General features: G+C 42.0%; 14 protein-coding genes. All 14 read left to right on the top strand.

What is annotated here, in order from left to right:
• Positions 1 to 523: 523 nt before the first annotated feature.
• Positions 524 to 982 carry a helix-turn-helix domain-containing protein gene (locus tag A3GI_RS0109145; protein ID WP_018361151.1) on the top strand — a complete coding sequence of 153 codons (459 nt, stop codon included), beginning with the start codon at positions 524 to 526 and terminating at the stop codon, positions 980 to 982.
• Positions 983 to 1,073: 91 nt separating this feature from the next.
• The gene (locus tag A3GI_RS0109140; protein ID WP_018361150.1) at positions 1,074 to 1,844 is read left to right on the top strand and encodes a dihydroorotate dehydrogenase electron transfer subunit; all 771 of its coding nucleotides are present in this window, start codon (positions 1,074 to 1,076) and stop codon (positions 1,842 to 1,844) included.
• Complete coding sequence (locus A3GI_RS0109135) at positions 1,838 to 2,749, top strand: dihydroorotate dehydrogenase (RefSeq protein ID WP_018361149.1); 912 nt, start codon at positions 1,838 to 1,840, stop codon at positions 2,747 to 2,749. The genes A3GI_RS0109140 and A3GI_RS0109135 overlap by 7 nt, the downstream gene beginning before the upstream one ends.
• Entirely contained in the window at positions 2,746 to 3,438 is a 693-nt protein-coding gene (locus tag A3GI_RS0109130) for an MgtC/SapB family protein (protein WP_018361148.1), read from the top strand. Before A3GI_RS0109135 ends, A3GI_RS0109130 begins: the two co-directional genes overlap by 4 nt.
• Positions 3,439 to 3,554: 116 nt before the next feature.
• Entirely contained in the window at positions 3,555 to 5,075 is a 1,521-nt protein-coding gene (locus tag A3GI_RS0109120) for a cobyric acid synthase (protein ID WP_025079505.1), read from the top strand.
• Positions 5,068 to 6,078 carry a threonine-phosphate decarboxylase gene (locus A3GI_RS0109115; RefSeq protein WP_018361146.1) on the top strand — a complete coding sequence of 337 codons (1,011 nt, stop codon included), beginning with the start codon at positions 5,068 to 5,070 and terminating at the stop codon, positions 6,076 to 6,078. Before A3GI_RS0109120 ends, A3GI_RS0109115 begins: the two co-directional genes overlap by 8 nt.
• 39 nt (positions 6,079 to 6,117) lie before the next feature.
• Positions 6,118 to 7,098, top strand: coding sequence for an adenosylcobinamide-phosphate synthase CbiB (gene cbiB, locus A3GI_RS0109110; protein ID WP_244861571.1), 981 nt, complete (start codon positions 6,118 to 6,120; stop codon positions 7,096 to 7,098).
• An 85-nt stretch (positions 7,099 to 7,183) separates the two neighbouring features.
• Complete coding sequence (locus tag A3GI_RS0109105; RefSeq protein ID WP_018361144.1) at positions 7,184 to 8,176, top strand: HU domain-containing protein; 993 nt, start codon at positions 7,184 to 7,186, stop codon at positions 8,174 to 8,176.
• Positions 8,169 to 9,140 carry a tRNA epoxyqueuosine(34) reductase QueG gene (queG, locus tag A3GI_RS0109100; RefSeq protein ID WP_018361143.1) on the top strand — a complete coding sequence of 324 codons (972 nt, stop codon included), beginning with the start codon at positions 8,169 to 8,171 and terminating at the stop codon, positions 9,138 to 9,140. Before A3GI_RS0109105 ends, queG begins: the two co-directional genes overlap by 8 nt.
• A gap of 44 nt (positions 9,141 to 9,184) precedes the next feature.
• Positions 9,185 to 9,910, top strand: coding sequence for an SAM-dependent methyltransferase (locus A3GI_RS0109095; protein ID WP_018361142.1), 726 nt, complete (start codon positions 9,185 to 9,187; stop codon positions 9,908 to 9,910).
• Between the two features lie 5 nt (positions 9,911 to 9,915).
• Entirely contained in the window at positions 9,916 to 11,325 is a 1,410-nt protein-coding gene (locus tag A3GI_RS0109090) for a methyltransferase RsmF C-terminal domain-like protein (protein WP_018361141.1), read from the top strand.
• A 17-nt stretch (positions 11,326 to 11,342) separates the two neighbouring features.
• Positions 11,343 to 12,107, top strand: a complete 765-nt coding sequence (locus tag A3GI_RS0109085) for an acyl-[acyl-carrier-protein] thioesterase (protein WP_018361140.1) — start codon at positions 11,343 to 11,345, stop codon at positions 12,105 to 12,107.
• Positions 12,108 to 12,276: 169 nt separating this feature from the next.
• Positions 12,277 to 13,773, top strand: a complete 1,497-nt coding sequence (locus A3GI_RS0109080; RefSeq protein ID WP_018361139.1) for an IMP dehydrogenase — start codon at positions 12,277 to 12,279, stop codon at positions 13,771 to 13,773.
• Positions 13,773 to 14,684 carry a tRNA (adenosine(37)-N6)-dimethylallyltransferase MiaA gene (gene miaA / locus A3GI_RS0109075; RefSeq protein ID WP_026216044.1) on the top strand — a complete coding sequence of 304 codons (912 nt, stop codon included), beginning with the start codon at positions 13,773 to 13,775 and terminating at the stop codon, positions 14,682 to 14,684. The genes A3GI_RS0109080 and miaA overlap by 1 nt, the downstream gene beginning before the upstream one ends.
• Positions 14,685 to 14,702: the final 18 nt, after the last annotated feature.

Genomic DNA, 14,702 nt, shown 5'->3' with positions numbered 1-14,702 from the left:
AGGTGACATAATGACAAATAGAGTAGTCAAGGTTTTATCATTATAAATAAGACCTTATCAAAAACGATTTATCTTTATAAAACAAATAAACCCCTCTAGTTTAATATAGTAAAATGAAAAATAAAAAAGATTTATGATTTTGAAAATCGATAAAATATTCACAATCATAAAACCCCTTTTTTAACGCTCAATTAAATATATTGTAAAAATATAATATTCAATATTATATGAATTATAATATAAACCATAAGTTTAATTTATTTGAATACTTTGGGAAGCAATAGCGTAAGTGATTAAAACAAAATTCACATTGTAGATATTAAATCGTTGTAAATCAAATATAAATGAGCTTAAGTTAAAGTTAACTTATTGAAAAATAGAATAGATAACCTATGCTGTTTAACATGATGAATTTATGATAATAAATTTCTATTACTGTGAAGTAAATTTCATTCTTGATGGTGAAAATATAAATTGCTATATTTGAATTTATAAAACTAAATCAAACTACAAACATGACAAAATGGCTGATTTTTTCGATAATGATGCAATACGCTCCAGAATAGAATATTACATGGAAAGCAACGGGCTAACGGCAAGTGCTTTTGCTGATAAAGCCAACATATCGCGTTCCACTCTTTCAAATATTCTTTCAGGGAAGAGTCAGATTACTTTTCCTACCTTGAACCGAATTATTGAAACTTATCCGGACTGTAATCCTAACTGGCTCCTAATTGGAGGAGAAGCCGCTCCGGAAGAGGGGCTTTTTGCAGAAAATAAAGAAGTTAAACCTCTGGAGAATCGTTTTTTTGAAAAAGAATTACAGGAGTATAAAGAAAAAGCCCGGGAATTAAGCTTTGAAATAGATCGTTTGAAAAAGACAATTTCACAAATGGAGTCGGTCGAGAATAAAACGATAGATAAGATTATGGTTTTCTATAATGATAACAGTTTTGAAACTTATACCATAAACAAAAAGTAAAAACGATACCCAAAGAGCAGTCTCTATATATTATATTTGTATCAATATCAACAGCCATTTTTTGTTATGGCTTTAGTTATTCAATATACATATGAAGAAAAGCTCTATAGACTTTTTTGTCTCAGAAATAATCGAGGTGGGAGTCAATACGTATCAGCTTCGATTGCTCCCCCCGTTGGGAATACCTTTGAATGAAATTATACCGGGACAATTCGTGGAAGTCTTAGTGCCTGATAAATCCGTTTTCTTAAGGCGCCCCATTTCCGTTTGCGACATCGATCCGGATAACGGATGGCTCGATTTGTTGATTGCTCCCGTAGGTCCGGGTACCCGTTCCATTTGCGGTGTTTCTGCGGGAGATTGTCTAAATATCATACTGCCGTTGGGAAATGGGTTTGATCAAGAATGTGCAGGAGTTAGACCTCTTCTTGTGGGGGGAGGTGTCGGTACTGCCCCGATGCTCTATTTTGCCCGTAAACTTAGTGAGAACAGGATACAAGCGGACATCTTGTTGGGAGGAAGAACTCGAAACCATATTTTATTGAAAGAACGTTTCGAAGCTTTCGGCCATTTATGTATTACCACAGACGACGGTTCGTTGGGAGAAAAAGGACTTGTAACAGCTCATTCGGTTTGGGATGATGAACATTCGGCTTGTTTTACTTGTGGTCCCACCCCCATGATGAAAGCCGTATCGGATATTTGTGAGGAGAAAAAGCTCCCTTGCTATGTTTCGTTGGAAAACAAAATGGCATGTGGAATAGGAGCTTGTTTGTGCTGTGTGCAAGACACTAAAGAGCATGGTAATGTATGTGTGTGTACCGATGGCCCCGTTTTTTTAAGCAGTGAAATAAAATGGTGAATACAAAAGTCAGGATAGGAACGTTGGAGCTGAAAAACCCGGTGATGACAGCATCGGGTACATTCGGCTACGGTACAGAATTCGAACCATTTATGGATATCGAGCGTTTGGGAGGGATTGTAGTTAAAGGAACGACTCTGAACCCCAGACAGGGAAACCCTTATCCCAGAATGGCTGAAACCCCGGCCGGTATGCTGAATGCCGTAGGTCTGCAAAATAAAGGTGTGCACCACTTTGCAGACCATATCTATCCGCAAATAAAGGATATTAATACAAAAATTCTGGTTAACGTCAGCGGTTCTACGATAGAAGACTATACCGAAACGGCGTGTATAATCAACCAGCTGGAGCATATCCCGGCCATTGAGTTGAATATATCCTGTCCTAATGTAAAAGAAGGGGGAATGGCTTTCGGAGTAACTTGTGGCGGAGCTGCTTCCGTTGTCAAAGCGGTTAGAGCTGTGTACAGAAAGCCGCTGATTGTCAAGCTGTCTCCGAATGTCACGGATATCACCGAAATTGCAAAAGCCGTTGAAGCCGAAGGAGCAGATGCCATTTCCATGATAAATACTTTATTGGGTATGGCCATCGATGCAGAGAGCCGGAGGCCCTTGCTATCCACCATAACGGGCGGTTTGAGCGGGCCGGCAGTCAAACCGGTAGCCCTTCGTATGGTTTGGCAAACCTATCGTGCAGTCAAAATTCCTATCATCGGTATGGGAGGAATTTGCAATGCCACGGACGCCATAGAGTTTATGCTGGCCGGAGCTTCTGCTATTCAGGTGGGTGCATATAATTTTGTAGATCCGGCCGTTGGTGTTAAGGTTGTGGATGGCATAGAAGAGTATATGCTTCGCCATCATATTAAAAATATTACGGATATAACAGGAGCTTTAGAAATATGATACTGACCACGACATCTACTTTAACCTTGGGAATAGCCCTTAAAAGGATACTCCTGAGTCTGCTGATCGGCGGAATGATCGGTTTTGAGCGACAACTGAAATTCCGGAGTGCCGGGCTTAGAACATTTACCTTGATTTGTTTGGGTGCCACGTTGGCTATGCTGCTCTCTTTGTGGATGCCTCTTATGATAGGAGACGGCATTTTTCATGGAGATCCGGCTCGTATGGCAGCACAGGTGCTTTCCGGTATAGGTTTCCTTGGAGCCGGAGCCATTATTCATCACAAAGGCAGTATTCAGGGACTGACAACAGCTGCCAGTATCTGGGTGTCGGCTATTATCGGTATGGGAATAGGTGCAGGTCTGTATATCCCGTCCATTATCATGGCTGTTATTGTGCTGATCGTTCTAAATGTGGATGAAGCTTTGGATCTTGCTACGAACTGGGGAGGAAAAACCAGATATATGGAACTCACATTCAAATCCATAGAGAACAAAATGCCGGAAATACGCTCCATTTTGGCAAAAGAATCCATACGCATCGTTTCCGTCGATAATGAACTTAAGCTCGAAACATCGGAACGCACCTATACATTGCACATACGGGTACGCAATTCGCACAGTGAAAATAATGTTGTGGAAGCCTTGAGTCATTTATCCACTCTTATGCGAATCAGCATTACAAATTAGAAAATCTGCGGCGTGCAACTTCATATCTTTTCAGAAACTTCTGACCGATTCTATTTTCGGATATTCCCATATAAATAACTTCTTACATGCCAGAGTGTATTGAAAAGCATACAATAATGAACAGTTCAAACACTAAAATATTACCTCATCCGGTTATGTTTGTCGGCACCGGAAGCGATGTGGGTAAAAGTATCATAGCCACAGCCTTCTGCCGTATTTTCAAACAGGATGGTTACAGGCCGGCGCCATACAAAGCCCAAAACATGGCTTTGAATTCGTATGTTACTCCCGATGGGCTGGAAATAGGCCGGGCACAAGCCGTACAGGCAGAAGCTGCAGGTATTGCCTGTACCGCCGAAATGAACCCTGTACTGTTGAAGCCGAATTCGGATCATACTTCACAAGTTGTACTCAATGGGAAACCCATAGGGAATCGTGCGGCATACGATTATTTCCGCAATGACATTCGGGGACGGGAGGAGCTGAGAGCGGCTGCAAAAGCAGCATACGACCGTCTGAGCAACCTTTACAATCCCATTGTATTGGAAGGAGCTGGAAGTATAAGTGAGCTGAATTTGGCAGATACGGATATCGTAAACATGAGTATGGCCGTTTACACTCATGCCTGTACGATACTGATAGCCGATATCGACCGGGGCGGGGTTTTCGCTTCTGTATACGGCTCCATTATGCTTTTACCCCCGGAGCAGAAAAAACGGATAAAAGGTATTATTATCAATAAATTTCGGGGTGATTTGAGACTCTTTGAAGAGGGAAGAAAAATATTGGAAAAGATTACCGGTATTCCCGTATTGGGCGTTGTGCCGTTTTTTAAGGATATACATATCGAAGAGGAGGATTCTGTGGCATTGAGCCTTAAATCGACAACGGCGAGGGATAGCCTTATAAATATAGCTGTTGTCCGACACCCTCAATTGTCGAATTACACAGACTTTAACAGTCTCGAAAGAGATGATCGTGTCAATGTTTATTATACTTATTCTCCGGAAGAACTGAGCAAAGCCGATATTATTATTTTGCCGGGAACGAAAAGTACTCTGTCCGATTTGAGAGATTTGCATAATTCCGGTTTGGCGGAAACCATCGTGCGCAGTCACAGGGCCGGAAAAACCGTTTTGGGAATCTGCGGAGGTTATCAGATGATGGGCATCGAAGTGCGGGATCCCGAGCATGTCGAAGGCACACTCAATCATGTGCCGGGCCTTGGGCTGTTACCGGTGATTACAGAGATGTCAGGAGAAAAAATTACCCGGAGAACCGATTTTACATTTTTACCGGCAAAGCAAAAATGTTTCGGCTATGAAATCCACATGGGGAGAAGTTTTCTCGCAGATGGAGCCGAAGCTCGGGTTTTGAATAAGACCTTGGATGGGAAAGAAGATGGATATTACACCAATGTTCAAACAATGGGTACTTATATGCATGGCATACTGGATAATCCGGAATTTGTGGAATACATTCTTTCCCCATATTTGAAAACAGAAGAAAAAAACAGGGAAAGAAAAGCTTTATCCTACCATGAGTATAAGGACAAACAGTATGACCTGCTTGCAGAACACGTAAGAAAGTACGTGGATGTAGAAAAACTTTATGAATTGATGAAACAAGATGATTAAAGGACACGGAGACGACTTGTATCTCTATAAAGGAATCCGGAACCGGATCAATTTCAGCAGCAATGTCTGTGAAGGAACAGACAGAGCAGGTCTGGAAGCCCATCTTCAAAGCCGTTTATCCGCATTGATTTCGGCATATCCTGAACCCGAGCCATACAGCCTGGAAGCCGAGCTTGCAGCATTTTATGGTGTGGATTGTACCAATATATCGGTCACAAGCGGTGCCACTGAAGGCATCTATCTGATTGCACAACTTTTTCATCATGGCCGTTCCGCCGTATTGCAACCGACTTTCAGTGAATATGCCGATGCTGCCAAAGTACACAATCATACCGTAACAAACTTTTTTTCCTTAGAGGAATTACCGCAAAAAGCAGATATAATTTGGCTTTGCAATCCGAATAATCCTACCGGCAGAGTGTGGGATACCGATATGCTGCAATCATTGATCAGGCAAAATCCGGATAAAGTTTTTGTTATAGACCAGAGTTATGAGTATTTTACTCTGAAAGAACTCTTTACTGTAAAAGAAGCTATCGAATGGCCTAATGTTATTTTACTGCATTCCATGACCAAACGATATGCCATACCGGGAATAAGATTGGGATATATTACGGCCGGCCGATGTATTACAGACCGGCTAAAGCAAATACGCATGCCATGGTCTGTCAATGCTTTAGCCATTGAGGCGGGTTTGTATTTGCTGAGTAAGAAATTGCCCCAGACTCTGAATATCTCTTCATTATTAAAAGAAAGCCAAGTCTTAAGGGAGAATATCGGCCGGATTTCGGGTTTTCAAGTAGAACCTACCGACACTCATTATTTCTTGGCACATTGCAACCGCATGAGTGCATCGGAATTAAAACAGTATTTGATTAGCGAACATGGTATTTTGATTCGTGATGCCTCTAACTTTATCAGCTTAAACTCGGGTCATTTTAGGATAGCAGCTCAAACCCCGAAGCAAAACGACAAATTGTTATACGCATTGAAAAGTCTTTGAGTTTTGAGTATGATATTTATTCTGATTTGTTTATTGATCATGAGCTTCTTATCAGGGGCTTCGATGGATATGATTTTTAAGGATCCTGATGTCAGCTGGCATCCGATTGTTTTAATGGGGCGATCCATAGCCTTTTTAGAACGAAAATTCAACCGTGGAGCTTTCAAAAGATTAAAAGGAACACTGTCGGCCGTATCTTTAATACTGCTGACTTTCACTTTGGTTTTACTCTTTTTGGCAGTCATTTCTCATGGTTTCTCATGGAGCGTTACCAATAACCGCATATTATTACAAGGACTTTTTACAATCGTCTTTATTTTGTTTTATGCGAGTGGAGTTTTTTTCTCTCTATCCGGCTCCACATTAATTAAAGAAGTTCGCAATGTATTTAAGGCGGTAGACCGTTCTTTGGAAGAAGGACGCACTCAAGTGGCACGTATCGTAGGCCGGGATACTCAGAGCCTGAGCCGACAGGAAGTGCAAACGGCAGCATTGGAAACATTAAGTGAAAATCTCAGCGACGGGGTGGTTGCTCCGATGTTTTGGTATGCTCTGTTGGGATTGCCCGGGATGTTTGCCTATAAAATGACCAACACGCTGGATTCCATGATCGGCTATAAAAACAAGCGATATGCAGACTTCGGAAGATTTGCAGCCCGATTCGATGATTTTGCAAACTATGTTCCGGCCAGATTAACAGCAGTTTTGATGGTATTGGCTTCCGGAAATCTGAAACACTGGATGTTCGTCCGTCGATATGCACGATGCCACGCCAGCCCGAATAGCGGTTATCCGGAAAGTGCTTTGGCTGCAATTTTAAATTGCAGATTTGGCGGTCCTCATGACTATTTTGGAGTATTGTTCGAGAAACCGTATATCGGGCATAATGAAAGAGCATTGAATACCGCAGATATGGAGAAAGCGGTTAAAATAAATGTACAGGTGGAAATCATGATGACCATTTTGGCGGCAGCCATTCATATCTTCATTCTGAAAGCTTGTATTTCCGTACTTCTCTGACAAAAGCAGTTCTCTTTCCCTGTATAAATAATTTAAGTGGCCAAATTATCATTATATTTGCATAACAGGCAAAGAACGAAGGGAAATGAATAACAGATTAATCGCACATTTGGAACACACGCTGATGTTGAATCAGTGTGTTGTAATCCCGGGATTCGGAGGTTTTGTGATGCAAACGATCCCGGCCCAATTCGACCGCCAAAAACATTTGGCTTATCCCCCCCGGCAACAATTGCTCTTCAACATCCAATTGAACCATAGAGATGGACTTTTGGAAGAGAGTTATGCCCGCACCTATGGCGTATCTCTCCGTAAAGCACGCATTATGCTCGACGATGATATTACGGCCATGCGTCATGATTTGGTCGATAAACGCTCTTTTTCTTTGGGTTTACTGGGAGAAATAAAGTTGAATACGGGCGGACAGGTTCTCTTTATTCCCTCGATTCATGAAAACAGTATTCTCAGCGTAGCTGCCTACGGGCTGACGCCGGCCTCAATGTCATTAAGACAGGATCGGCTTTCAACGGTACAACAGAGTACGGCTCAGGTGAAAAGTCTTATTCACAAACCTTCTTATACCCCTGAAGACAAGTTTGTTCATCTTTCCATCTCTAAAAGATTTCTGAATGTTGCAGCTGCTGTCATTCTTTTATTATTGAGCCTTTTGCCCATCAATAGAATTGGCAGTTCAAATTCTCAGGGTAAAAGTTCTTATAACGCCGGCTTTATCCCAACAGAAATTGCAGCAGGCAAACTTTGGCAAATAGAAAAAAACGTAATAGCAGCAACACCGGAAGAAGTATCCGAAGCAATCGAATATCTCCATGAACCGGTTTCGGAAAAAACATACTTTTTGGTAGTAGCTACACTGAAAGACAACGTTAAAACAGAAACGTTTTACAAGTCCTCCATTTCCAAAGAAAATTTTCCCAATGCGGGCATCCTGAAAGGAAAGAGTCTTAATCGGGTTTTTATCGATTCTTTCGATAATGCTACCGATGCTTATACTTATTTATCGCATTTGGTAAAAGAACACCCCGAGTTTTCTTCATCTTGGGTATATCTTAGTGAATAACGAGAAATCAAGGAATAAGCTGGGCAGTGATGTTGCAGCACAAATAAAGCAGCGAGCCTTTGAATTGGGGTTCGCTGCTTGTGGTATTGTGCAGGCAAATCCCGTAGACAAAAACGTGGCAGACAGGTATTCTAACTGGTTGCAGGATGGGAAGCATGGATCAATGTCCTATTTGGAGCTAAATATGGAGTTGCGTTTCGATCCCGAATCTTTATTTCCCGGAGTTAAAAGTATTATTGTGGTAGCCATGAACTACAAGCCTCAAACTCTGCAATCTCCGGAGCTGCCTCAAATTGCTTATTATGCTTACGGAAGAGATTACCACAAAGTGGTAAAAAAACAGTTGAATACTCTCTTGGAATACATTGTAAAGGAGATTGCTCCGGAATGCAACGGACGGGCTTTTGCCGATTCTGCCCCCATAATGGAACGGTATTGGGCACAACAAGCCGGTTTAGGGTGGATCGGTAAAAACGGCCTGCTCATTATACCACGTATAGGCAGCTATATCGTACTCGGCGAACTTTTTGTGGATGTGGATATACCGGCAGATAAACCTCTAATAAGAAATTTTTGTGGAAACTGCATGGCCTGTTTAGAAGCTTGCCCGACAAAAGCTCTTTATGCTCCGGGGATTATCGATGCAAGGAAGTGTATCAGCTATATGACCATAGAAGCAAAAGGGGAGATACCTCGGGAGCTTTCGTCCGCCTTGGGCAACCGGCTTTATGGATGCGATGCCTGCCAGCAGTGTTGCCCGCATAACCGTAAAACATCTGCAACGACCGTAACGGATTTTCTGCCTAAACCGGAGTTGTTTGGGCTATCAATAGAAGCAATATTAGCAATGGATGAAGAGGAATTCGACCGTATTTCTGCAGGCAGTCCGATTCGCAGGGCCGGGCTGGATGCTTTGAAGAAAACGGCGCAAATAGTAAAAGATAATCAAAACAATAAATCATAACCATAAAAGGATATTGATTAAGTTTATAGTTCAAAACAAGAACAATGGACAAGAAGAATGAAAAGACAGAGGCGGGCACACTGTATCTTATTCCCGTAACACTCGGAGATGTACCGTTTGATAATTGTTTGCCCTTTTATAATCGTGAAGTTGTAAAATCCTTAAAGTATTTCATTGTCGAGCAGGTGCGTACCGCCAGACGTTTTATACGGGCTTTTACACCGGAAGTGGTTATTGATGAACTTACATTCTTTGAACTGAACAAGCATACACACCCGGAGGATATCGAAAGCTACTTATTACCTCTTACAAGAGGGGAAAGCATCGGTATTATCAGCGAAGCCGGTTGTCCGGCTATTGCAGATCCGGGAGCCGATGTCGTGGCTATTGCCCAGAAAAAAGAGTATGAGATTATTCCATTGATCGGGCCGTCGTCTATTTTATTGTCTTTAATGGCTTCCGGTTTTAATGGACAACGCTTTGCTTTCAGAGGATATTTGCCCATAGATGAAAAAGAAAGGGCATCGGCAATAAAAGATATGGAGCAACGCATCAAACAGTTTGGTGAGGCGCAAATTTTTATAGAAACACCGTACAGAAACGAAAAAATACTGGAGCAACTTATCCGTTATTGTCATGGCAAAACACGTTTGTGTATAGCGGCACAGATTACCTGTCCCGATCAATATATTCGCACCATGACAATCGATAAATGGCGACAGCAAAAGCCCCCGCTTCACAAGGTGCCTGCAATTTTTTTATTGGGATAGAACAGATGGCACAGAATGTAGCTATTCCACCGGGGTTCGAACAACAGATGACCGAGCTTTTGGGTAAGGAAGAGACCCTAAGATTATTGAATTCTTTAGAAGACGCTCCTCCTGTATCTATTCGTATAAACCCCAACAAATGGAGAGAAGAGAATGCTTTCATCGAACTGAAAGAGCTGTTGCCGGTCCCATGGTGCAACAATGGTTTTTATTTGTCTGAACGTCCCCGTTTTTCTGAAATACCGCAATTCCATGGCGGTGCTTTTTACGTTCAGGAAGCATCATCCATGGCTTTGCATGCGGTTAAATCTCTTTTAAGAGAGAGAGAACCGATGGTAGCTTTGGATTTGTGTGCGGCTCCGGGAGGTAAAAGTACGTTACTGAGAGATATTCTGCCGGATAAATCCGTATTGATAAGTAATGAGATTGTACCTGCACGGGCTCATATCCTGTGTGAAAATATGATCAAGTGGGGACATCCGGAGCAGATTATAACGAGAAGTGCTCCTGCACAATGGAGAGAAACAGGGCTTTTATTCGATTTGATTTTGGTAGACGCTCCCTGCTCGGGAGAGGGTATGTTTCGTAAAGATCAGAATGCGAGGGCGGAATGGAGCATAGATGCAGTAGATACCTGTGCAAAAAGGCAACGGGAAATACTGGACTGTGCCTGGCCTTTGTTGAGCCCCGGAGGGTTGCTGGTATACAGTACATGCACCTTCAACATAAAAGAAAATGAGGAACAGCTCGATTATCTGGTACAGAGATACGGTGCACAGCCGATGGCTTTACCTCTGGATGTGCCGGTGTCTGCCCATGGCAAGCATATTTGCTATCGTTTTATGCCGCATTTGACAAAAGGGGAAGGTCTCTTTATGGCTGTGTTGCAGAAAACGGATGGGATGGATATAAAAAAGATTAATATCTCTGCGGGAAACACGAAGAAAGGTAAACAGATAAGCAGACCGATGATTACGGATGATGTAAAAAACTGGGTCGGAAATTCTTCCGGATATGAATGGGAAATGGATAAAGAGGGTATTGTTCATGCCATGTCGAACACCGTATCAGAAATCAAGCGAAGATTGTTCGACAAAAACATCGAAGTACTCTCTTTTGGCATAGCCGTAGCCGAAAACAAAGGGCGAAAATGGATGCCGACACCTGCACTGGCTATGAGTTCCGGGCTGAACAGAGATATTTTTGACATTTATGATATCAACAGACAGGATGCTCTTAAATATCTTAAACGGGAAGCGATAACTGTACCCGAAAGCATCAAAAAAGGATATGTTTTAATCACTCATAAAAATCTTCCCCTGGGGTTTGTAAATCATTTGGGGAACCGTTCCAATAATTTATACCCCTCACACTGGAGAATACGACATTTGTCCGAAACCGGTACCGATGACTAATAAAAAACCGATAAACGATGAATTTATTTATTGAACAGAAGGATAAAATACTTACGGCAGGTTATGCTCCCGCACCTTTCATGCTGGATTATAGAAAAAAGCTGTCTATTGCAACACTTGCCAACTATCTGGTTCATACAGCAGAGTTACACGCCGATCGCAACGGATTCGGTGTAGAAAAATTGCAGTCGAAAAAACATAGTTGGGTACTCATACGCTTAGCCATTGAATTAAAGCGTGCAATTCACGGCAATTCCAACCTGCATATCTCCACATGGGTGGATAAAATATTCGGTATTACCACACTTCGCTGTTATCAGATCGCTCAGGATGATGAGGTTATCGGATATGCTTCGAGCGTCTGGTCGGCCATCGATTTGGAAAAACGAAGTCCTGTCAGGATGACTGAAATATTTCCGGATAAAAATATAGAGGTAACATTCGAACACAGCATAGAAGCTCCGCAAAAGTTACCCTCATTTTCTCCATTCAAATACGGTTTGCCGTTTGAGGTAGGGTATAGTTCCATGGACATAAACAAACATTTTAACAGCATGCGTTACATCGAACGTTGTTTTGATATTTTACCGTTGGAAGAGGCCTTACCCGAAACAGGTTTTTGTAAAAGAGCTGTTATGAACTTCAACAAAGAAGCCTTGCATGGAGAGAGATTGGTGGCCGGATACTGCAAAGATGCCGTAAACGACTCTTTGTACCATTTGTCCATTACTCGTGTGGATGAACCCGAAACAGTATTGTTCGCCATAGATTATTATAGATAGGAGAGCTATAACAAAAACGAAAAAACTGTTCCTCAAAACACTCTGCAGAAACAGCTTGTACAAAGCCTTTCTTTACTTAAGTATAGCTTAAAAGTATTACTTTTGTATTGTCTCCTAATAGTTTTAATAGATATATAAAAGAAATTACCCGGATAAAATAATTTGAAAAATGGCTCTATTAATTAACGAACTATCACACACCTTCGGTGAATACCTTCTTATTCCCGGATTGACAACCCATGAATGTACCCCGGACAATGTCAGCTTAAAAACTCCTTTGATACGTTATAAGAAGGGCGAAGAATCACGTATTCATCTTAATATACCTTTTGTTTCGGCTATCATGCAGTCCGTTTCCAATGATACATTGGCGATTGCATTGGCTCGTAACGGAGGTTTATCTTTTATCTATGGTTCACAGACGATAGAAGAACAGGCAGAGATGGTACACCGGGTAAAGAAGTTCAAATCCGGATTCGTAACCAGCGATGCCAATGTACGTCCGGAAGATGAGCTGCAAGATGTGTTGAAAATCCGTGAAATTACCGGACACAGTACGATAGGTGTTACCGAAGACGGTACTCCGAACGGCAAATTGTGCGGAATCATTACAAGTAGAGATTACCGTATCGGTACGGACAGTTTGGATAAAAAAGTTAAAGACTTCATGACTCCAATGGAAAAACTGACCGTGGGCAAATATGGGATTTCTCTGAAAGAAGCCAACAACATTATTTGGAATCATAAGTTGAATACATTGCCCATTGTGGATGAAAAGGGCAGACTTATATATTTTGTTTTCCGCAAAGACTACGACAGTCACAAGGAAAATCCCCTTGAGCTTTCTAATAAAGAAACCAAAACGTTATTAGTAGGTGCCGGCATAAACACCCGTGACTATAAAGAGCGTGTACCGGCATTGATAGAAGCAGGAGCCGATGTTTTATGTATCGATTCTTCCGACGGTTTCTCCGAATGGCAAGGCGATACGCTCAAATGGATTAAGGCCAACTATGGCGATAAGGTAGCCGTAGGTGCCGGAAATATCGTAGATGCAGAAGGATTTAATTTTTTAGCCGATGCCGGGGCTGATTTCATTAAGATAGGTATCGGCGGAGGCAGTATCTGTATTACGCGTGAACAAAAAGGTATCGGTCGCGGACAAGCAACGGCTGTTATGGATGTGGCAAAAGCCCGTAATGAATATTTTGAGAAGCATGGCATATACATTCCCATCTGTAGCGACGGGGGTATCGTACATGATTACCACATGACTTTGGCTTTGGCCATGGGAGCGGACTTTTTGATGATGGGGCGCTACTTTGCCCGCTTTGATGAATCGCCCACGCGTAAACTGAAAATCGGCAATAACTATGTAAAAGAGTATTGGGGGGAAGGCTCAAACAGAGCACAAAACTGGCAGAGATACGACAGTGGTGGCAATGCCGGACTTAAATTTGAAGAAGGTGTGGACAGCTATGTACCCTATGCCGGTAAGCTGAAAGACAATCTCGATCTTACTCTCAGTAAAATAAAAGCAACCATGTGTAGCTGCGGGAGTATCAATCTCGAACAACTGCATCGTTCTGCCAAAATAACATTAGTATCAAGCACTTCCATTATTGAGGGAGGTGCACACGATGTCATTAGAAAAGAACGCGAATGATTCTGACTCTTTTAGGCCCTACGGCCTCCGGAAAAACAAGACTTGCTGCCCGGCTCGCCTTCGAGCTGGGCAGTGAAGTTATAAGCGCAGACAGTCGACAGGTCTATAAAGGTATGGATCTCGGTACAGGAAAAGACCTTGAAGATTACATCGTTAAAGGAAAAGAGATCAAATATCATCTTATCGATATTCGTAATGCCGGCGAACGATACAATCTGTTTGAATTTCAACACGATTGCCATAAAGCCTTAGAAGATATTTATTCAAGAGGAATAGAGCATCCGATTATATGTGGCGGTACAGGTATGTATGCAGAAAGTATTTTAAGAGGATACAACCTTCCCGATGTTCCTGCAAATGAGTCTCTGAGGAAAGAATTGTCTCATTTTTCTATGGATGAACTCGTTACAAGACTGAAGGGTTACGGTCCTCTGCATAATCAAACGGACATCGACAATCCAAGACGAACGATAAGAGCTATTGAGATTGCAGACTATATCAGTAAGCATCCTACCGAGAAAACGGGATTCCCTCCTGTAAACAGCGTCAATTTTTGCCTGGATCTGCCACGAGAAGAAAGGCGGGCAAGAATTTCGGCCCGATTACAAAAACGTTTGAAAGCAGGTATGACCCAGGAAGTGGAAAGACTGCTTGCCTCCGGAGTAAAAGCAGAAGATCTTATATACTACGGTTTGGAGTATAAATACGTTACACTATATGTAATCGGGGAAATTTCTTATCAAGAGATGGCCGAACAACTCGAAATAGCCATCCATCAGTTTGCCAAAAGACAAATGACCTGGTTTCGGGGTATGGAACGAAGAGGAATAAAGTTAAACATGATCGATGCCATGCTTCCCTTATCGGAGCAAGTCAAAGAAGTTTTAACCGTTTTCAAGAGAAAGTTATAAAATAAAGGAGCTGTGTCA

The sequence above is a fragment of the Porphyromonas macacae DSM 20710 = JCM 13914 genome (assembly GCF_000379945.1).
Classification (GTDB): domain Bacteria; phylum Bacteroidota; class Bacteroidia; order Bacteroidales; family Porphyromonadaceae; genus Porphyromonas; species Porphyromonas macacae.
This window is presented reverse-complemented; position numbering and strand designations above follow the sequence as displayed.